This is a genomic window from Burkholderia sp. Bp9015, from assembly GCF_003853505.1.
GTDB lineage: Bacteria > Pseudomonadota > Gammaproteobacteria > Burkholderiales > Burkholderiaceae > Burkholderia.
In genome coordinates this window covers 22971-42880 of sequence record NZ_QTPZ01000043.1, presented here as the reverse complement: position 1 = coordinate 42880, position 19910 = coordinate 22971, and the positions used below count along the sequence as shown (strand labels likewise).

Annotated in this window: 20 protein-coding genes; 11 read left to right on the top strand and 9 right to left on the bottom strand. The window is 64.3% G+C overall.

The window, feature by feature from the left end:
- Positions 1–15 precede the first annotated feature (15 nt).
- The gene (locus DIE12_RS32500; RefSeq protein ID WP_124523349.1) at positions 16–1119 is read left to right on the top strand and encodes a LacI family DNA-binding transcriptional regulator; all 1104 of its coding nucleotides are present in this window, start codon (positions 16–18) and stop codon (positions 1117–1119) included.
- A 187-nt stretch (positions 1120–1306) separates the two neighbouring features.
- On the opposite strand, the gene DIE12_RS32495 is transcribed toward DIE12_RS32500, so the two are convergent.
- Positions 1307–2599 (bottom strand): MFS transporter, encoded by a 1293-nt coding sequence (locus DIE12_RS32495; RefSeq protein WP_044848352.1) that lies wholly within the window; start codon positions 2597–2599, stop codon positions 1307–1309.
- Positions 2600–2941: 342 nt separating this feature from the next.
- Between DIE12_RS32495 and DIE12_RS32490 the strand changes: the two genes are divergently transcribed.
- Complete coding sequence (locus tag DIE12_RS32490; protein WP_124523348.1) at positions 2942–4414, top strand: DNA-3-methyladenine glycosylase 2 family protein; 1473 nt, start codon at positions 2942–2944, stop codon at positions 4412–4414.
- A complete protein-coding gene (locus DIE12_RS32485; protein WP_124523346.1) occupies positions 4411–4944 on the top strand; it encodes a methylated-DNA--[protein]-cysteine S-methyltransferase in 534 nt (177 codons plus the stop codon). The genes DIE12_RS32490 and DIE12_RS32485 overlap by 4 nt, the downstream gene beginning before the upstream one ends.
- Before the next feature lie 28 nt (positions 4945–4972).
- Here the strand turns inward: DIE12_RS32485 and DIE12_RS32480 are convergent, their stop codons facing one another.
- Positions 4973–5791 (bottom strand): helix-turn-helix transcriptional regulator, encoded by an 819-nt coding sequence (locus DIE12_RS32480; RefSeq protein WP_124523344.1) that lies wholly within the window; start codon positions 5789–5791, stop codon positions 4973–4975.
- 77 nt (positions 5792–5868) lie between these two features.
- On the opposite strand from DIE12_RS32480, the gene panB reads away from it, so the two are divergent.
- Positions 5869–6720 carry a 3-methyl-2-oxobutanoate hydroxymethyltransferase gene (gene panB / locus DIE12_RS32475; protein ID WP_124523342.1) on the top strand — a complete coding sequence of 284 codons (852 nt, stop codon included), beginning with the start codon at positions 5869–5871 and terminating at the stop codon, positions 6718–6720.
- A 19-nt stretch (positions 6721–6739) separates the two neighbouring features.
- Here panB and DIE12_RS32470 read toward each other — a convergent pair whose 3' ends face one another.
- Positions 6740–7231, bottom strand: a complete 492-nt coding sequence (locus DIE12_RS32470; RefSeq protein WP_124523340.1) for an Lrp/AsnC family transcriptional regulator — start codon at positions 7229–7231, stop codon at positions 6740–6742.
- A 156-nt stretch (positions 7232–7387) separates the two neighbouring features.
- Here DIE12_RS32470 and glmS point away from each other — a divergent pair, with 156 nt between their 5' ends.
- The gene (glmS, locus tag DIE12_RS32465; protein WP_044848347.1) at positions 7388–9217 is read left to right on the top strand and encodes a glutamine--fructose-6-phosphate transaminase (isomerizing); all 1830 of its coding nucleotides are present in this window, start codon (positions 7388–7390) and stop codon (positions 9215–9217) included.
- A 265-nt stretch (positions 9218–9482) separates the two neighbouring features.
- Here glmS and DIE12_RS32460 read toward each other — a convergent pair whose 3' ends face one another.
- The 3 genes from DIE12_RS32460 to DIE12_RS32450 are packed head-to-tail and all read right to left on the bottom strand — an operon-like array spanning position 9483 to position 11481.
- Positions 9483–9980: a TPM domain-containing protein gene (locus DIE12_RS32460; RefSeq protein ID WP_124523338.1), complete on the bottom strand. Its 498-nt coding sequence runs from the start codon at positions 9978–9980 to the stop codon at positions 9483–9485.
- Between the two features lie 2 nt (positions 9981–9982).
- Positions 9983–10837, bottom strand: a complete 855-nt coding sequence (locus tag DIE12_RS32455) for a YgcG family protein (RefSeq protein WP_124523336.1) — start codon at positions 10835–10837, stop codon at positions 9983–9985.
- A complete protein-coding gene (locus DIE12_RS32450; RefSeq protein WP_409364389.1) occupies positions 10834–11481 on the bottom strand; it encodes a LemA family protein in 648 nt (215 codons plus the stop codon). Before DIE12_RS32450 ends, DIE12_RS32455 begins: the two co-directional genes overlap by 4 nt.
- A gap of 297 nt (positions 11482–11778) precedes the next feature.
- Here DIE12_RS32450 and DIE12_RS32445 point away from each other — a divergent pair, with 297 nt between their 5' ends.
- From DIE12_RS32445 to DIE12_RS32425, 5 genes are all read left to right on the top strand, one after another.
- Complete coding sequence (locus DIE12_RS32445) at positions 11779–12204, top strand: hypothetical protein (protein WP_124523333.1); 426 nt, start codon at positions 11779–11781, stop codon at positions 12202–12204.
- A 24-nt stretch (positions 12205–12228) separates the two neighbouring features.
- Positions 12229–12483 carry a DUF2933 domain-containing protein gene (locus DIE12_RS32440; RefSeq protein WP_124523332.1) on the top strand — a complete coding sequence of 85 codons (255 nt, stop codon included), beginning with the start codon at positions 12229–12231 and terminating at the stop codon, positions 12481–12483.
- A complete protein-coding gene (locus DIE12_RS32435) occupies positions 12467–13123 on the top strand; it encodes an isoprenylcysteine carboxylmethyltransferase family protein (RefSeq protein ID WP_124523331.1) in 657 nt (218 codons plus the stop codon). Before DIE12_RS32440 ends, DIE12_RS32435 begins: the two co-directional genes overlap by 17 nt.
- 69 nt (positions 13124–13192) lie before the next feature.
- Complete coding sequence (locus tag DIE12_RS32430) at positions 13193–13459, top strand: DUF5676 family membrane protein (protein ID WP_124523330.1); 267 nt, start codon at positions 13193–13195, stop codon at positions 13457–13459.
- Positions 13460–13651: 192 nt separating this feature from the next.
- A complete protein-coding gene (locus tag DIE12_RS32425; protein WP_260429066.1) occupies positions 13652–16099 on the top strand; it encodes a heavy metal translocating P-type ATPase in 2448 nt (815 codons plus the stop codon).
- A 54-nt stretch (positions 16100–16153) separates the two neighbouring features.
- Here DIE12_RS32425 and DIE12_RS32420 read toward each other — a convergent pair whose 3' ends face one another.
- Together DIE12_RS32420 and DIE12_RS32415 are read right to left on the bottom strand one after the other, a co-directional pair.
- Positions 16154–16966 (bottom strand): hypothetical protein, encoded by an 813-nt coding sequence (locus tag DIE12_RS32420; protein WP_124523329.1) that lies wholly within the window; start codon positions 16964–16966, stop codon positions 16154–16156.
- A gap of 158 nt (positions 16967–17124) precedes the next feature.
- Positions 17125–17940 carry a helix-turn-helix domain-containing protein gene (locus DIE12_RS32415; RefSeq protein ID WP_124523328.1) on the bottom strand — a complete coding sequence of 272 codons (816 nt, stop codon included), beginning with the start codon at positions 17938–17940 and terminating at the stop codon, positions 17125–17127.
- Between the two features lie 120 nt (positions 17941–18060).
- Between DIE12_RS32415 and DIE12_RS32410 the strand changes: the two genes are divergently transcribed.
- Positions 18061–18720 (top strand): glutathione S-transferase family protein, encoded by a 660-nt coding sequence (locus DIE12_RS32410; RefSeq protein ID WP_124523327.1) that lies wholly within the window; start codon positions 18061–18063, stop codon positions 18718–18720.
- Between the two features lie 45 nt (positions 18721–18765).
- Here DIE12_RS32410 and DIE12_RS32405 read toward each other — a convergent pair whose 3' ends face one another.
- Complete coding sequence (locus tag DIE12_RS32405) at positions 18766–19854, bottom strand: porin (protein ID WP_124523326.1); 1089 nt, start codon at positions 19852–19854, stop codon at positions 18766–18768.
- Between the last annotated feature and the right edge of the window lie 56 nt (positions 19855–19910).

Here is a 19910-nt window from a genome sequence, read left to right as displayed (position 1 = left end):
AAAAGCCGAACGTCAATGGTTGAACCTGTTCGCCCCCATCCGCATTTTCCCGATATCGTCCGGCGGCCGGACGCCGGCTTTTTCTGCCACAATCCGGTGCAATCGAACGAAAACGTTACCCTTCCGATGAAAAAAGTTTCCCCGACGATCCGCGACGTGGCCGCGGAAGCCGGTGTGTCGGTCGCGACGGTCTCCAAGTACGTGAACGGCACGCAGCGCTTTTCGCCGACCGTCGAAGCGCGGCTCAAGGAAGCGATCGAGCGACTCGGCTACCGTTCGAACCCGCTCGCGCGCTCGATGATCACCGGGCGCACGCGCACCATCGGCCTCGTGATCCTCGACATCAGCAACCCGCACTTCACGAACGTCGTGAAGGGCGCGAACCGCGTCGCGCTCCAGCACGACTACACGCTGCTGCTCGTCGATACCGAGGAGAACCAGGCGCGCGAACGCTCGCTGATCGAGGCGCTCGCGCAGCGCGTCGACGGGCTGATCGTCAGCACGCGGATGCCCGACGACCAGGCCGGCTGGATGCTCGACCTGCACAAGCCGCTCGTGCTGCTGCGGCGCAGCCCCGGCCTGCCGATTCCGAGCGTCGGCATCGACAACCGGCTCGCCACCTACATGCTTGCGCGTCACCTGCTCAATCTCGGCCATACGCGCATCGCGTACCTCGGCTTCGGGCCCGCGCGCGTGAACGACGAACGGATCCAGGGCGCGCGCGACTGTCTCGCGGAAGCGGGGCTCACGCTCGACGTGCACGACGCGCACGCGCCGACCGCCGAAGCCGGCGAGCGCGCATGCTCGCGCGTGATGCTCGGGCCGCAGCGTCCGCAGGCCGTGATCTGCTACAACGACCTGATCGCGCTCGGCTTCATGAAGGAAGCGGCGTCGCTCGGGTTCCGGCTGCCGCAGGACGTGTCGGTTGCCGGCGTCGACAACGTGCCGTACGGCGCATACGCGGCGCCCGCGCTGACCACCATCGACATCCAGAGCGAAAACATGGGCGAGCTCGCGATGCAGAAGCTGATCGACGCGCTCGCCGGGCGTACCGAGGCGAGCTATTCGACGTTCGAGCCGCGGCTGATCATGCGCGCGTCGACGGCCGCGGTGGATTGAAGCGCGCATCGCGTTCGATATCCGCTGTATCGCTGCTTCGGCGTATCGTTGATTCGTTGATTCGTTGATTCGTTGATTCGTTGATTCGTTGATTCGTTGATTCGTTGATTCGTCGCTTCGTCGCTTCGTCGCTTCGCAAACAAAAACGCGCCGCCTCCGGGCGGCGCGTTCGTTTGCCGTCACGCGATCACGCGTCGAGCTTCGCGGGCTTCATCTTCGGCGTGAGCATGTGCATGATCGCCAGCGCGAGCAGGTAGGCCAGCGCGCCGATCGCGAACAGCACCCAGTAGTGGCCCGTGCGTTGCAGCACCTGGCCGATCACTTCCGAGAACAGCACGCCGCCGATCGAGCCGGCCATCCCGCCGATGCCGACCACCGACGCGACCGCGCGGCGCGGGAACAGGTCGGACGCCGTCGTGAACAGGTTCGCCGACCAGCCCTGGTGCGCGGCGGCCGCGAGACCGACGATCAGCACCGCGATCCACAGGCTCTGCACCTGCGACACGAACGCGATCGGCAGCACGCAGCACGCGCAGAACAGCATCGCCGTCTTGCGCGCGCCGTTCACGCTCCAGCCCGCGCGCAGCAGCGCCGACGACAGCCAGCCGCCGCCGATGCTGCCGACCGTCGTCAGCGCATAGATGCACACGAGCGGCAGGCCGATATGCTGCATGTCCATCCCGCGCGACTCGTTGAGCCACTTCGGCAGCCAGAACAGATAGAACCACCACACCGGGTCGGTCAGGAACTTGCCGATCAGGAACGCCCACGTCTCGCGCTTGCGGATCAGTTCGCCCCAGCGCGGCGCGCCGGCATCCGCGTTCGCCGCGTCGAGCGCTTCGGCTTCATCGCGCGGCTCGTCGTATTCCGCGGCGAGCGCGCGCGTGTCGGCCGTGCGATACATCACCAGCCATACCGCGAGCCACACGATGCCGATCGCGCCGATGATCACGAACGCCGCGCGCCACCCGTAGGCCACCGCGATCGCGGGGATGATCGCCGGCGCGAACACCGCGCCGATGTTCGCGCCCGAGTTGAAGATGCCGGTGGCGAGCGCGCGCTCGCGGCGCGGAAACCACTCGGCCGTCGTCTTGATCGCGGCCGGGAAGTTGCCGCCCTCGCCGATCCCGAGCAACGCGCGCACCGCCGCGAAGCCCGTCACGGAGCCGACCGCCGCGTGCAGCATCGCCGCGATGCTCCACACCAGCATCGCGACCGCATACGAGATGCGCGTGCCGAGCCAGTCGACGATGCGCCCGAAGCCGAGCAGGCCGATCGCATAGAACGCGGAAAACGCCATCACGATGCGGCCGTACTGCACCTGGCTCCAGCCGATGTCGTGCTGCAGCATCGGCGCGAGCAGGCCGAGGATCTGTCGATCCATGTAGTTGATGACGGTCGCGAAGAACAGCAGCGCACAAACGGTCCAGCGGTAGCGGCTGGCCGCGGTGCGCACGGCACCGACGACGGCGGATTGCATGAATGTCTCCGATACGCGGTCGCGCCCGTCGCGCCGCTGGATTGTGCTGTCCGTGACCGGCGACGGGCGCCGGGGCGGGCGGCGGCCACGCCCCTTGCGTGGCGCGGCCGGTCGTCCGTCGAGTTCTGGAAAACGTTTTTCAAAGGATAGGGCGTGGCCCGGTGCCGTGTCAGTCGGGGATTTCGATGAGTCATCTCAAAATTGGCCGCGCAAAAAGAGATGACTGTTTCGCAGAGTGGCATTAACCGTTTTTCCGGGATTCTCCCGCATGCGAAACGGGGCCACGACGCGGGATGGCGCGTCGATACACATGTCCGATTCCAGCCAGAATCGGCGGCGCGGATGGTTTACAGTCGTCGCATGCGCCTCGATCCCGACACCTGCTACGACGCCCTGCTTGCGCGGAACCGCCGCTTCGACGGCTGGTTCTTCGTCGGCGTGTCGACGACCGGCGTGTATTGCCGCCCCGTTTGCCCGGTGAAACCGCCGAAGGCGCGGAACTGCAGTTATTACCCGACCGCCGCGGCCGCCGAGAAGGCCGGCTTTCGCCCGTGCATGCGCTGCCGGCCCGAGCTCGCGCCCGGCCACGGGCTGCTCGACCTGTCCGGCAATCTCGCCGACGCGGCCGCCACGCTGATCGAGGACGGTTTCCTGAACGAGCATTCCGTCGACGCGCTCGCGCGGCGGGTCGGCGTGACCGAGCGCCATCTGCGCCGGATCTTCGCCGCGCAGTTCGGCGTGTCGCCGGTCGAGTTCGGGCAGACGCACCGGCTCTTGATGGCCAAGCGTCTCCTGACCGATACCGCGCTGCCGGTGGCGGTCGTTGCCTCGACCGCCGGATTCGGCAGCGTGCGACGCTTCAACGATTTGTTCCGCCAACGCTACGGCCTCAATCCGCTGCGCTTGCGCAAGGGCGCCGGCCCATCCGCCGGTGGCGATATGACCTTTCCGCTGCCGTACCGGCCGCCGTTCGCGTGGCCCGCGTTGATGCAATTTCTCGCGCAGCGGCGGATCGGCGGCGTCGAGCGGATCGACGCGCACGGCTATGCGCGCGTCGTCGCGCTGCCGAACGGCAACGGCGACACGCATCTGACGGGCTGGCTGTCCGTCACGCACGTACCGCAGCGGTTTGCGCTCGCGGTGACCGTATCGCCCGCGCTGACGCCCGTCGTGCCGGCCGTGCTCGCGCGCGTGCGGCGGCTGTTCGATCTCGACAGCCGCCCCGACGTGATCGACGCGCATCTCGGCGCACTCGCGAGCGGCTCGCCCGGCCTGCGCGTGCCCGGCGCGTTCGACGGGCTCGAGATCGCGATCCGTGCGATCGCGGGCGAACGACTTGCGGCGACGCCGGCTGGTGGGGTGCTGGCGCGTGTGGCCGAACGCTTCGGCACGCAGGTGGACCACGCGCCGCCGGGGCTCACGCATGCATTGCCTTCGGCAGTAACGCTGGCGAGTGTGCCGCCGGCGGCGCTCGAAGCAACCGGCGTGACGCGTGATGCGGCGCAGGCGATCGTGGCGCTGGCACGTGCGGTCGCCGACGGCACGCTCGCGCTCGAACCGATGGCGCCGCTCGATGCGACGCTCCGCGCGTTGCGCGCGCTGCCCGGCTTCGACGAATGCGCGGTGCAGTACGTCGCGATGCGTGCGATGGCCTGGCCGAACGCGTTTCCCGCCGACGACGCGTGGCTTGCTCCGCGCGCCGCCGCCGAGCGTTTGCACATCGCATCATCCGCGCCGCACGCGGCGCACTGGGCGCCGTGGCGCGCGTATGCCGCACTGCATGTGTGGCGCCTTCATGGAGAAGCTTCGCGATGACGCACGCTCATCTGATTCCGAGCCCGCTGGGCGACATCGCCATCCGTATCGAGGACGATGCGCTCACAGGCCTTTTTTTCGTCGGCCAGAAATACTATCCGTCGCTGGCGATCGCGCCGGACGCGGACGTACGCAGCGCGTCGCCGCTCGCGCGCAAGGTCGCCGAGGAAGTCGCCGAATACTTCACCGGCACGCGCGAGACCTTCTCGGTGCCGATTGATCTGCGCGGCACCGCGTTTCAGCGCAGCGTGTGGAAGGAACTGCTCGCGATTCCGTTCGGCGAGCTGGTTTCGTACGGCGACATCACCGAACGCGTCGGGCTGCCGATGAGCGCGGCGCGTGCCGTCGGTGGCGCGGTTGGCCGCAATCCTGTGTCGATCATGGTGCCGTGCCATCGCGTGATCGGCGCGTCGGGCAGCCTGACCGGTTATGCAGGCGGCATCGAACGCAAACGCGCGTTGTTGTCGCTCGAAGGCGCAGGGTTCGCGCGCGGGGAACGTCATCCGATGCAGCAGTCGCTGGCGTTCTGAACGAAGATCCGCGGCGCGCGTTGCCGCGTCATGCGCTCAATGCCGGCCGGCGCGCTTCACGCTTCGCATACACGCCGGGCGTCACGTTGAACTTCGCCTGAAACAGCGCGATGAACGACGACGTCGAGTCGTAGCCCAGTTGTGCGGCCACCGCGCCGATCGGCTCGCCCGCATCGAGCAGCGGCAGCGCCGCGAGCAGCCGCACGGCCTGTCGCCACTCGGTGAACGACAGCCCCGTGTCCTGCCGGAACAGACGCGACAGCGTGCGCCGTGTCGCACCGACCTGACGGCCCCATTCGTCCAGACTGCGCGTGTCGCCCGGATGCGCATGCAAGGCACGCGCGATTTTGAGCAGACGCGAATCGTGCGGCAGCGGCACCGTCAGCGGCGCGGGCCGCATCCGCGCGATCCGGTCGGCGATCAGGCACACGAGCGCACCGTCCGGCCCCGACTCGTCGTAGTCCACCGGCAACTCGCCGGTCGCGATCACCAGCTCGCGCAACAGCGGCGTCATGCAGAGGATCATGCAATCGTCGGCGGCATCGTCGCGCGCGATCGCATCGTCGAGATACAGGCTGTGGAACGCGACGCAATCGCGCGTCGACACCGCGTGCGGCACGTGCGGCGGAATCCACATCGCATAGTGCGGCGGCAGCAGATGCCGGCCCGACGGTGTCGATACCTCCAGCACGCCGCTCGTCGCATACATCAGCTGGGCCCACGGGTGACTATGCGCGTCGACGCTCGCGTTGCCGGGAATCCCGAACGCGCGCACGAACAGCGGCCTCGGCAGGCGCGCCATCGACGGCACCGCATACGGATCACCTGATTGTCCCGCCAGCGACATAAGACGTCCTCCGAAGGTCATTGCATGCACGATCGCGATGCTACCGTAACGACTCTTCTTTCTCACGGCTTCCGTTCATGAGCGCGCATACCCGCACCACCCGCAAGACCGTCACCGCGATCCGCGCGACGAAAGGCATCGGCAGACTCGTCTCGCTCACCGCCTATTCCGCGCCGATGGCGAAGCTCGTCGACGAAGTGGCCGACGTGATCATCGTCGGCGACTCCGTCGGCATGGTGCTGTACGGCATGCCCGATACGCTGCGCGTCACGCTCGACATGATGAGCGCGCACGGCGCGGCAGTCGTGCGTGGCACCGCGCAGGCGTGCGTCGTCGTCGATCTGCCGTTTTCGACGTATCAGGAATCGCCCGCGCAAGCGTATCGCTCCGCCGCGCGGCTGCTCGCCGAAACCGGCGCGCAAGGCGTCAAGCTCGAAGGCGGCAGCGAGATGGCCGACACGATCCGCTTCCTGACGGAGCGCGGCATTCCGGTGATGGCGCACGTCGGCCTCATGCCGCAGCAGGCCAATGCGACCGGCGGCTTCCGCGCGCAGGGGATGGACCCGCGCTCGGCCGCGCAGGTGTTCGACGCCGCGTGCGCGGCCGAGCGGGCCGGCGCGTTCAGCGTCGTCGTCGAGGGCACCGCGGAAGCGCTCGCGCGCCATCTGACCGAAACACTGTCGATCCCGACCATCGGCATCGGCGCATCGCCCGCGTGCGACGGGCAGGTGCTCGTGACCGAGGACATGATCGGCGCATTCGACGCGTACACGCCGCGCTTCGTGAAGCGCTACGCCGATGCGAACGCGGTGATGCGCGACGCGATCCGCCAGTACGCGCACGACGTGCGGCAGCGCGTGTTTCCCGAGCCGGCGCACTGCTTCGGGTACGGCAAGCCGCTGCAACTCGCGGCGGCCGCCGCGGCGTGACGGCTGCGCTTACGCACGACTACGCACGCTTGCGCATCGCATGCGCGACCCGCGCGTTCGCCTCGAACTTCGCACGATGCGTCGAGAAGAACGTCCGCACGTTGCGGACGTTCGATGCGCCGGTGAACAGCCGCCGCGCGAACGCGTCGTATTCGGCGACGTCGGCCAGGTCGGCCACCACCACGAAATCCGGCCCCGGCGACACGCGGTAGCACTGCGTGACCGCCGGCTCCGCGCACACGTAGGCCTCGAACGCGTCGTAGTCTTCGGCCGTCTGTCGGTCGAGGCTGATCTCGATCAACGCCGTGACCGGCGTGCCGATCGCGACCGGATCGAGCACCGCGACCTGGCGGCGGATCACGCCCGCTTCCGTCAGCCGCCGCACGCGACGCATGCAGGTCGGCGGCGACGACAGCGCGCGCTCGGCGAGTTGCAGGTTCGACACCGATGCGTCGTCCTGCAGGATCGCGAGAATGCGCAGGTCGAGATCGTCGAGCGTGATGCCGGCCATGGACGGCTCCTTCCGGTCAGGGTGTGAAATTTAATTTCAACATGATAGACGATCGCCTGTCTGTTTCATCTTCTTATATATTTTGAAATTTAATTCCACTCATGCGCCTCTACCATCGCTGTCACGGGTCCAGACAGGACATTTACGGAGCGCGCTATGTGTGGAATTGTCGGGGCGGTTGCCCAGCGGGACATCCTGCCGAACCTCGTCGACGGGCTGAAGCGGCTCGAATACCGCGGCTACGACTCGTGCGGCGTCGTGGTCTATCGCGATCGCGCGCTGGCCCGCGCGCGCAGCGTCGACCGCGTCGCCAACCTGCAGCGCGAGATCGCCGGGCATGCGCTGTCGGGCTACACCGGCATTGCGCATACGCGCTGGGCGACGCATGGCGCGCCCGTCACGCTCAATGCGCATCCGCACTTCTCGCCGAGCGACGACAACGCGCGCATCGCGCTGTCGCACAACGGGATCATCGAGAACTGCGATCAACTGCGCGCGGAACTGCAGGCGCATGGTTATGTGTTCGCGAGCCAGACCGACAGCGAGGCAATCGCGCACCTGATCGATCACCTGTACGACGGCGACCTGTTCGACGCGGTGCGCCGCGCGGTCGCGCGACTACGCGGCAGCTACGCGATCGCGGTGATGTGCCGCGACGAGCCGCACCGGATCGTCGGTGCGCGCGACGGGATGCCGCTCGTCGTCGGTGTCGGGGATGGCGAGAATTTCCTGGCGTCGGATGCGATCGCGTTGTCGGGCATCACCGATCGGATCGCTTACCTCGAGAACGGTGACGTTGCCGATATCCAGCTGCATCGCTACTGGATCGTCGATGCGGCCGGCCAGCGCGTCGAGCGTGCGGTGCAGCGGGTGGCCGCGCATAGCGGCGCGGCCGACCTCGGATCGTATCGCTATTACATGCAGAAGGAGATCTTCGAGCAGCCGCAGGCGGTGGCCGATACGCTGCTCGATGTCGGGTCGATCATGCCGGAGCTGTTCGGCGACGGCGCGTGGCGCGTGTTCAACGACGTCGATTCGGTGTTGCTGCTCGCGTGCGGCGGCAGCTATCACGCAGCACTGACCGCGAAGTACTGGATCGAGAGCATCGCGAAGCTGCCGGCGAGTGTCGAGATCGCGAGCGAGTTCCGGTATCGCGACAGCGTGCCGAATCCGCGCACGCTGGTCGTCGCGGTGTCGCAGAGCGGCGAGACGGCTGACGTGCTCGGGGCCGTGCATGTCGCGAAGCAGCGCGGGATGCTGCACACGCTCGCGATCTGCAACGTCGCGACGAGCGCGCTGATGCGCGAATGCGCGCTGCAGTTCGTCACGCGTGCGGGGATCGAGATCGGGGTGGCGTCGACGAAGGCTTTTACGACGCAGCTCGTGGCGTTGTTCTTGCTGACGTTGTCACTGGCGCAGGTGCGCGGGCGGTTGAGCGACGACGAGGAGAAGGCGCATCTGCGTGCGCTGCGGCATCTGCCCGATGCGATGTCGAAGGTGCTCGCGCTGGAGCCGCAGATCATGGGCTGGTCGGAGCTGCTCGCGCGACGCGACAACATGCTGTTTCTCGGACGCGGAATGCATTATCCGATCGCGCTCGAAGGCGCGCTGAAGATGAAGGAGATTTCGTATATCCACGCGGAGGCTTATCCCGCCGGGGAGTTGAAGCATGGGCCGCTGGCGTTGGTCAGTAACGAAATGCCCGTGATTGCGGTGGCGCCGAATGACGTGCTGCTCGAAAAGCTCAGGTCGAACATGCATGAAGTCAGCGCGCGGAACGGCAGGCTTTTCGTGTTCGCGGATGTGGACTGCGGGTTGGTGCCGAGTGAGGGGATCGAGGTGATTCGACTCAATGAGTACTACGGGCCGTTGTCGCCGATTCTGCATACGGTGCCGATGCAGTTGCTGGCTTATCACGCGGCGTTGGCACGGGGGACGGATATTGATAAGCCGAGGAATCTGGCCAAGTCGGTGACGGTGGAGTGAGGGTATATCGTGGAGGGCCGGGCTGTGCCGAGTTCCATTAGTTTCGGTTACGGGCCTTGTTGTGGTTTGGGTTACGGGACGCTTACCTGCCGGCTGCGCCTTACCTGACGAGCGCAAACCAGCATCAAAGCCAAAAGGGGCGCTGGAGCTTTTTTCAGTGCCCCTTTTTTCGGGTGGCCATCTGCTCCTCGAAATCGGGGCGTTTGGGAGTCGGCATTTTGTCGGTGTGGACAGGTTCAAGAGGACCGATGTCGAGCTTCGGAACTCATATCACAACGGGCGCACTCGAAAGATCATCGAGCCACGGACCGTGAATCGGAAAGTGTTTTTTCAGCAGCTCCGTAACTTGCTCGATACCTCGCAGAACACCTGACCGATAGTCGCCCTGCTGGAAATGAGCCTCCATGGCTTCGCAAATCGCCTCCCATTCGCGTTGGTCCACTCTGGCGTGTATGCCTCGGTCCACGACAATTTCGACGTCCCGGTCCGCAAGGAGCAGATAGATGAGAATGCCGTTGTTGTGCTCCGTGTCCCAAACCCGGAGGTCCGAGAAAACCTCGATGGCACGGTCCCTCGCAGAGGTGCCCTTCAGCAACGCGCCGATATGCAGCGCCCCTTCCACAGCAAACCTGACCTGACCCACGTGCACGCGATGACTGGCACGTACAGCCTCTTCGATCGAGATCAGCGTCCGCCGTGAAAATGCCTTGTCGACCCGCCAGCGGGTCGCGAAAAGATGTCGGAAGAGACGTTTCAGGTCCATGCTCACCACCGTCCCGATGCGCCACCGCCGCCGAAGCCCCCACCGCCGCCGCGAAAGATGTCGCGATTCGAATCACGGCCGAAACGCCCGCCGCGACCATCGATGAAGCGCCCGTCAGCGGCTCTCATACCGCCCCCCAGCAACGTGAAGAGCAGCGCCATCATTCCCGCCGCGATGGCGACAAAAAGCGCCTGCGACAAGATCCACGCGATTGCCCCGACGACACCGCCGGTCACGACGGCGCCGGGCAATCGCCCGAACATGGCGCGCAGCAGGCCACCGGCCATGACCGTCAGGAGGAAGAGAACGGGAAGCAACCGTCCGGCGCCGTCGCTTGCCCGAGGTAATCGCCGCGGTGGCGGCAACGCCTCGCCGCTGGCGACGCGTATCATGCCGTCGACGCCGGCGGTGATGCCACCGTAGAAGTCCCCGTTTCGGAACCGCGGAACGATCGCCTCGTTGATGATGCGATTGCTCGCTGCATCGGTGAGCACGCCTTCGAGGCCGTACCCGACCTCGATTCGAAGCGCTCGGTCGTTTTTCGCGACAATCAGGAGCGCGCCGTCGTCCACATTCTTGCGGCCGAGCTTCCATTGCTCGACGACTCGCATCGAATACTGTTCGATGGTTTCGGGCTCCGTGGTCGGAACGATGAGAACTGAAAACTGCGTTCCTCGTTTCGCCTCAAACTCTCTCAACGTCTTCTCGAGGCTGGCCGACTGGTCGCTGGTCAGGGTTCCAGTTTCATCGGTGACTCTCGACGTCAACGGCGGGACGGGGACGTCCGCGAGCGCACCGGCTCCGCCCAGGAGAAACGAGGTTAGAACGACGGCCAGCGCCAGTCGGAGCACGTTCAATTGGATGTCCCGCCTGCAGAGGCCGGCGGCGAGCCGAAGTCGACCCGCGGCGGTCTGGAAATTTCAGCTTCGTTGCTTACGGAGAAGTTGGGGCGCTCCAGATAGCCGAAGGCCTTTGCAGTCAAATTGTTCGGGAACGATCGTATCGTCGTGTTGTACGTCTGAACGGAGCGAATGTATCGGTTTCGGGCTACCGCGATACGATTTTCCGTACCCTCGAGCTGCGCCTGCAGGTCCCGGAAATTCGCGTCCGACTTCAATTGCGGATAGTTTTCCGAAACCACGAGCAGCCGTGATAGAGACGACGTGAGCTGTCCTTGCGCGGCTTCGAATTTTGCGAGCGCCTGCGGATCAGCAATGAGTTCCGGTGTGGCGCGAATCTCACCCACTTTCGCCCGCGCCTCCGTCACACGGACCAGCACTTCCTTTTCCTGGTCCGCGTACCCCTTCACTGTGTTGACGAGGTTGGGAACCAGGTCGGCACGCCGTTGATACTGATTGAGAACTTCCGACCAGCTGGCCCTCACCTGCTCGTCCTGGCTCTGGATGGCGTTATAGCCGCACCCTGAGAGAGACAGCAAGCTCAGCGCCAATGCGCCTGTCAGAAGCGCGCGGGCCAGACGGCGCCGTGCGGACATTGCCATAGAACTTTTCGACATGGACGCGCCTCTGCCTTGTATTCCCGGCATTCCGCCGCTCACCGGTGCACTGCCTATCGTAAGTAGCTCGGCGGTCGCAGGGTTGATGCACGTCAATGCTGCATTGTCGAGCACGCCCGGAGCGATGCACCGTCTCGGGCGCGTGTCGGCTCCACGGCCGCGCTACATATGAAGAATTCGGCGCGTGATTCGTTGAGCCACGTCAAGCCATCGAAGGAGCGTCAGCATAGAGTGGTTTCAGGGTTCGACCGGCTCTGAAGAACCATGCTCCTGGAGAACAAGATGGCATTCCTGCACAAACTCGCAATCGCAATTGCGACGCTCGGCATGATCAGTGCCGTTGCAATCGCCGGCACGCCGGTGGCCGCCGACAATGCAGCTCACGATGCCCATCATCCGAATAAGGCAGCCGCAAAAGCGCCGAACAAGTCAAACCGCGAGGCGGACGACCAGATGCAGGCCATGCGCGCCATGCATGAAAAGATGATGAACGCGAAGACGCCTCAAGAACGCGCCGCCCTGATGGACGAGCAAATGAAAGTCATGCAAAACGGCATGAGCATGATGGAGATGATGGGTGCTCGCTCGTCCGGTATGCCGATGTCGTCGCGGCACGAGAGTATGGAAATGCGGATGGATATGATGCAAATGATGATGCAGGCAATGATGGACCGTCAGGCTGCGCAAGAGCATCCGGCCGAGAAGTGAGACGATGCGAAACGGGAGACAACCATGGATGACAGCTCGCATGGTGCCCGGCCGTTCTGGAAATCACGGTCAGCCATTGCACTCGTAGCATTCACTGCAATAGCGCTATTCCTCCTGCTTTCCGAACACCGCGCCCACTTCCTTGGCGTCTTGCCATATCTACTGTTGCTCTCGTGCCCGCTGATGCATCTGTTCATGCACCACGGACACAGGCACGACGGGACGAAATCGACCGGCAGGCGCCCTCATTCGAGAGACGGTCATGACCAGCATCGGTGACGGTTACGGCCTGTGGAGCCTCGTAGCCATCAATTCTCTCGTCTTCATCATCTTCGCGTTCAGCTTCTTCAAGCCAGCGACAAAGCGGGACTGGCGAACGTTCGGTGGATTCTCCGCCTTCATCGTCGCGCTATTCGCAGAAATGTACGGGTTTCCGCTCACCGTCTACTTGCTATCGGGCTGGTTGCAGACGCGATTTCCGCACACGAATTTGCTATCTCACGATGCAGGGCACCTGTGGTGGACCTTGACCGGCAGGCACGGCGACCCGCATGGCGGACTTCCGCATCTCCTCAGCTTCTTCTTCATACTGGGCGGCTTCTACTTGCTGTCCACGGCGTGGCACGTACTGTATGAAGCTCAGCGTGGCAAGGCGTTGGCCACCACCGGACCCTACGCGAAAATCAGGCATCCTCAGTACGTCGGGTTCGTCGTGATCATGCTGGGTTTCCTGCTCCAATGGCCCACGCTCGTGACTTTGGCCATGTTCCCCATTCTCGTTTTCATGTACGTTCGACTAGCCATACAAGAGGAGCATGATTCGGAGGCGCGGTTCGGCACTGCGTGGCGTGAATACGCGGCACACACGCCGCGCTTCGTACCCAGCTTGTTTGGGAAACGCCCGGCTCAAGTGCATTGATTTCAGGCGGCTCACCCGTAGCTGGCACTGCCGAACTCGATCGCAATCTTCCGGGATGAGGAGGCTGCCATGAAACCCTTCAAGACTGGCGCGACGCTTTCAGCCACGGTTGTGCTGTTCTATGTCCTGTGCACACTCGTATGGATGGCGCTTCCTGGACCGTTCATGAACTTCATGAACGCTCTTTTTCACGGACTCGATTTCCGACGCCTTCAGACCGGCGAGTCATTGTCCTGGTGGTTTGTTGTCTACCCGGCCCTTGTGTTCGCGGTCTGGTTCTTTGCGGCCGGTGCCTTCTTTGCGTGGTTATACAACCGCCTGAGTGGACCGAACTAATGCAATTCCGTACGCCCATACCTCTCTCCCGAACTGCATGTTGCCAGTGTCGGTCTCGGGAATCAGAAGATCGAGGCAACAGCTAGCCTCGATACAGGTAACTCACGTCGTAGCACGGTCGTCACGTCAATATCGAACGCGCAGAGCGACGAGCCTCAATGGAAACGGAACGGGTGAGCAAAGGAGCGTCAAATGAGCGGCCAACCCGGCGAAGACGAGCTTCATCACCAAAGGATGTCCGGGCACTTGTCATCGGACGAACGTCACGGTCGTGAGACGGACGAGCACGCCCCTTTCGCCGGGCATGGACACGACAAGCATGCTCATCACCATGATGGCCAGGACAAACACGTACGCTCCACGGATCCGCTTCGCGACCCCGTCTGCGGAATGACGGTGACCGATGAGTCACGCTTGCGCCGCGAACACAATGGCAAGTGGTACGCGTTCTGCAGCCAGGCTTGCTTGACGAAATTCGAGGCAGCGCCGTCCAGGTACGTTGAGCCTTCGACCATCGAGCAGCCGCAAGCACTACCCGAGGGCACCATTTACACGTGCCCGATGCACCCGGAAATTCGACAGGACCATCCCGGGCAATGCCCGAAGTGCGGCATGACGCTGGAACCGATTCTGCCCAGCGTCGACGAAGGCGAGAATCCGGAACTGGTCGATTTCCGACGCCGCTTCTGGTGGACGTTGCCACTGACCGCCATCGTTTTCGTGCTGGCGATGTTTGGCCATCGCCTACGATTGATGGGCGCCGGCACCGAAAGCTGGGTTGAGTTCATCCTCTCTACGCCGGTCGTCCTGTGGGCAGGCCTGCCGTTTTTCGAGCGGTGCGTGCGCTCATTCATGAACCGCAGCCCCAACATGTGGACGCTCATCGGGCTCGGGACAGGCGCGGCCTATATCTACAGTGTCATCGCGACCCTCTTCCCCGGCGTGTTTCCCGAAACGTACAGCGCGCACGGCCGGGTCAGCGTGTATTTCGAGGCGGCGGCAGTCATCATTTCGCTGACGCTTCTCGGGCAGTTGCTCGAACTGAAGGCCCGCTCGCAAACGTCCGCCGCCATCAAGGCACTCCTCGGGCTCGCACCCAAGACCGCGCGGCGCATCAACCCGGACGGTTCCGAAGCAGACATTCCGTTGTCCCATGTTCATGTGGGAGACCTGCTTCGCGTGCGGCCGGGCGAGAAAGTCCCCGCGGACGGCGTGGTGACGGACGGCACGAGTTCGCTCGACGAGTCCATGATTACCGGCGAGCCCATTCCGGTCACGAAGCGCGTTGGCGACCACGTCATCGGCGCAACGATGAACGCGACAGGCAGTCTCGTCATCCGCTCGGAAAAGGTCGGCGCCCAGACCGTCCTGTCGCAAATCGTGCAGATGGTCGCGCAGGCGCAGCGCTCCCGTGCGCCCATGCAGCGCATGGCCGACAAGGTGGCCGGGGTGTTTGTCGTCGGGGTCGTCAGCATCGCTCTCCTGACCTTCCTCGTGTGGGGCATCTTTGGGCCTGAGCCCAGTTGGGTATTCGGTCTCATCAATGCGGTGGCGGTGCTCATCATTGCGTGCCCCTGCGCGCTGGGCCTTGCGACGCCCATGTCCATCATGGTCGCGAGCGGCAAAGGAGCCACGACCGGGATTCTCTTTCGCGATGCCGCTGCGATTGAAAATTTGCGCAAGGTCGACGTGCTCATTGTCGACAAGACGGGGACGCTGACCGAGGGGCGTCCTGCGTTCGAGCAGGCCGTAGGCACAAGCGGATACACGACCGACGACGTGCTTCGTCTGGCGGCGAGTCTCGACCAAGGCAGCGAGCATCCGCTTGCTGCAGCCATCGTTGCGGCAGCCCGCGAGAAGAAGCTGACTTTGGACCGCACGGAAAATTTCGAATCCGCAACGGGTATCGGCGTGAGAGGAGTCGTCGCTGGCAGGCGACTTTCACTTGGCAACACCGCGCTGATGCGGACTGACGCCGTATCCGTCGAATCGCTGTCCAGGGAGGCGGATAGCCTGCGTGCGCAAGGCGCGAGCGTCATGTACTTGGCAGTCGATGGCAGTTTGGCCGGACTGCTGGCGGTCGCTGACCCGATAAAGGCGACCACGCCAGAGGCGCTTTCGACGTTGAAGGAGAACGGTATCCGAGTCGTGATGGCGACCGGTGACGGGGTGGTCACTGCCAAGGCCGTGGCCGGGAAGCTCGGCGTCGACGAATTCCATGGCGAGGTGAAGCCTGCCGACAAGCTCGATCTGGTGACACGGCTTCAGCAAGCCCGGCATGTCGTCGCGATGGCTGGCGACGGCATAAACGACGCCCCCGCGCTGGCCAAGGCCGATGTTGGCGTGGCCATGGGAACAGGCACGGATGTGGCAATGAGCAGCGCTCAGGTGACGCTCGTCAAGGGCGACTTGCGCGGTATCGCGCGTGCTCGAGCGCTGTCCGAGGCAACCGTCGCGAACATGAAGCAGAATCTTGGCTTCGCGTTCGTTTACAACGCGCTCGGGGTCCCGTTGGCGGCCGGGGCACTTTACCCGTTCACGGGGCTGCTGCTGTCGCCGATGATCGCGGCGTTGGCGATGAGCCTGAGCTCAGCCTCGGTCATCTCGAACGCGCTGAGATTGCGCAACGCCAAAATTTGAGCATGCGTGCGCCCCGCAAGCCGGTCAGTATCCCCGCCCCGCGCACGAAAACCCCTACTTCGACAACTTCAGCTTTTTCGCCAACACAACCCCGCTCGACGGACTCACCAGCGAGATCGCATTGATATCCATATGCAACCTGGAGATCCGGGTCGTAATGTCCGTCGGCTCGTCGATACTCGGATCGGCATGCTCGACTTGCTCGGTCAGATAAGGCCGAACCAGCCGCCCGGAAAAGACGAGCGCGAAGTCGCCATGCGCTTGAGCGTACACGGCAGGCGAAATCCGCATCCGGCTGCGAACCGTGGTCTTTTTCCCATGCCCGGAATCGAGTTCGATGATGTCGATCTGCTGGATGTACCCTTTCGCTTTCGCTTCGGGGGCGATCACGAGCCCTCGCCCTCGTGGCCCCTTCGTGACCTTCCGGAGCAGGACGCCCGTCCGGTCGCCGTGCTCCGCGTCGAACAGGTCGATGTCCAGCGTCAACAGGTGCCGCTGCGACCGGTACCTCAGCCCGTACTGCACCGGCACCACGAACGTCACGTCGCGATCCAGGCCGACGGCCGCCAGGTCGGGATTCGGGGCATACCGGTCGGTTGCGTCGGAGACCAGGCCGCGAACCCGGTCGCTCAAGGAAGGCGGCGCGGGGCTGATGTGCAGCTTCTTCAGGGCATCCCGAATGGCAACCGGGTCGTCGCCGACGATCGGTCGTGCGGGCGACGCGTCGTGATCGGCAGCAGGCGCGACGTGGGTCGTGCCGTCGACGGCCTCCGCCTCTGCATGCGCCGCGACGGGCGCCAGGATCATCGTCAAAGCGACGACGCACGCGAAGCTCGAACGCCCCAACTTGGATTTCCGATGAAACACGAAGGCTCCTGATTTTCTTGCGGATCGGTCAACGACGAGCACTATAGGGTGGAATGATAGGCAACGCATCCATTGTTTGAAATTCACCGATGCCCTGAGCGCCCCTTCGCCGGTTCATTGTCAGCCGAAAGCAGGCCGACGCCCCCTCATCCGCAACCTCAACCCTGCCGATCCTCCCGCCGATACTCCGCCGGCGCCTTCCCGACCAGCTTGCGAAAATCGCGCGTGAAATGCGCCTGGTCGAAATACCCCAACGCCTGCGCCAGTTCCGCGAGATCGACCGGCTCGCCGCCGGCGAGTTTGTCGGCCGCCTCATGCAGGCGATAACGACAGATCACCCACTTCGGCGTCACGCCCACATAGTCGGAAAAGAGTTGCTGCAGCGTGCGCTCGCTCAACCCCGCGCGCTCAGCCAGATCGCGCACCTGCGTGAGCCCGATATCCTGCTGCAGCATCTGCAAGATGCCATGAATACGTTCGACCTGCGGATCGGCCGGCGGCAGCACCCGCAACAGCAGCGCCTCGGCAACCGCCACCATCCCGGCGTCATCCTCGGCACCGAGCACGGCGTCTTCGGCTTGCGCGTCGCCGCAATCGAGCAGCGTCGACACCGGCAGCACCTTGTCGGTCGACAAATGCACCGGCTTGCCGAAGAACGCCCGAAACGCGCCCGGCCGGAACCGCAAGCCGATCACCCGCCCGGCCCCGGCCAACGTCGTCTCGAACGCCCCCGACACCACGCCGAAGATCCCCGTCCGCCGCCGGTCGAACACCAGATTCACGCACGGATACGGCAGCGTGCGCTGCACATACGCCGGCTGGTCGCGCAGATCCCATTCGACGATCCAGTGGTGATCCAGCACCCCGGCCAGGTCGGCACAGGGGTAATAGCGATTCAGGCGGAAGCGCTGATTGAAGGCTTTCGGGCCGACGACACCTTTGGGCGTGTCGGTCACGTGACGCAAGTCGGCCATGGTGACGAACCGTTGAGGTGACTGCGTGATGATGCACCGCCGCAGCGGATTTTTCCAAGACGAAGCCGCGCGGCCGTCCTATATTGGTCGACCTGTCCCGAATGCACACCGGAGCCCGCGATGCAGCAAGACCGTCACCTGACCCTGTTCCACTCCCCGCGCAGCCGCTCGGCCGGCGCGCGGATGCTGCTCGAGGAACTGAGCGCCGACTACGAACTGCATGCGTTCGATCTCTCCACCGGCAAACATCACGAAGCCGACTACCTCGGCATCAACCCGCTGGGCAAGGTTCCCGCACTGCGTCATGGCGACGTGATCGTCACCGAGCAGGCCGCCGTCTACATGTACGCGGCCGAGTTGTATCCGGAAGCCGGCCTGTCGCCGGCGCCGGGCGATGCGCTGCGCGGGCCGTATCTGACCTGGATGACGTTCTATGGCTCGTGCCTCGAGCCGGCCATCGTCGACCGCTCGATGAATCGCCCGCCCGCCGCCTACTCGACGTCGCCGTACGGCGACTTCGATACCGTGATGATGCGGATCGATGCGCAACTGGCGAAAGGGCCCTACCTGCTGGGCGAGCGCTTTACGGCGGTCGACGTGCTTTGGGGCTCGGCACTGAACTGGACGACGATGTTCAAGCTGGTACCCGAAACGCCGCGCATTCGCGCGTACATCGATCGCGTACTGGCGCGCCCGGCGATCCAGCGCGCGCAGGCGGCGGATGCGGCGCTGGCGGCGGAACAGGACAAGGCCAAGGAGGCGGCCGCAGCGGCGCGGTAGCCGGTTGGCGGGCGGACCGCGACGCCGGTCCCGCCCGCCGCGCCATCAGAACATCGTATGCAGGCCGACCCGCGCCACCGCCTGACTCGCTGAACTCGACGCCCCGTTCGGATCGAGCACGCCGTTGATCTGCGCGTTCGCGCCGCTGTTCGCGCGTTGATAATCGGCGGACACGTAGACCATCGTCCGCTTCGTGAACAGGTATTGAAGCGCGACGCTGACCTGATGCGCATGGTTGTCGTTCACGGCTTCGTTGCCCTTCATGTACATGTACTTCGCGCCGAGAAACACGTCCGGCCTGATGCGCCACACGCCGCCGGCCTCGGCCATCCACACGCCGGCGTCGTTGAACGAATTGTGCACGGTGGTCAGGAGTGCCTTCGCGCTCACCGCACCGAAGTCGTAGTGCATCCCGACACCCCAGTTGCGCACGCTGGTCGACGGCGTGCCGGGCGCCGGGCCGTACTTCTCGTTCGTATATGCGGCACCGATGCCGAGCGCGCCGACTTCGTAGTTCAAGCCCGCGCTCACGGCATTGTCCGCGCCGATGGAACCGGCCACGCCGCCGAACGCATACATCACGCCGCCCGACAACCCTGCAATCGTCGGCGAACTGTATTTGACCGAGTTCGCGACTGGCTTGCTGCCTGCCGTGCGATCCCAGTCGAACGCGCCGGTCGGGTTACCAGGCAGCGCGAGACGCTGGAACGGGCCATTCCTGAATCCGTACAGCCCCGAGATGTCCATCGAGATCGCATTCCCCTTCGCAAACAGCGAATCGACCATGAAGTCGTACTGATTCCCGAGCCTGACGCTGCCGAACCGGTCGCTCTCGATGCCCACGTATGCATTACGTCCGAAAATCCCGGTCCCGATGATGCTGCCGTTCGCCATCGAGAACTGGTTCACGAGCGCGAACGTCGCGTGATATCCGCCGCCGAGATCTTCCGTGCCGCGAAAGCCGAACAGGTTCGGCGTGAAGATGCCGTCGTCGAACTTGACGTTCTTCCCGCCGCCCTCGTTGCTGACGTACGAGATGCCGCTGTCGATCAGACCGAACATGGTCACGCTGCTCTGTGCGTACGCACCCTGCGCGATGGCCAGCATCGCGAATACTCCAAACCTGAGCTTCATTGCGTCTCCGTCTTTTTTTGAAATTCGAGCCGGTCGCCCGCCACGTCGCGAACGAT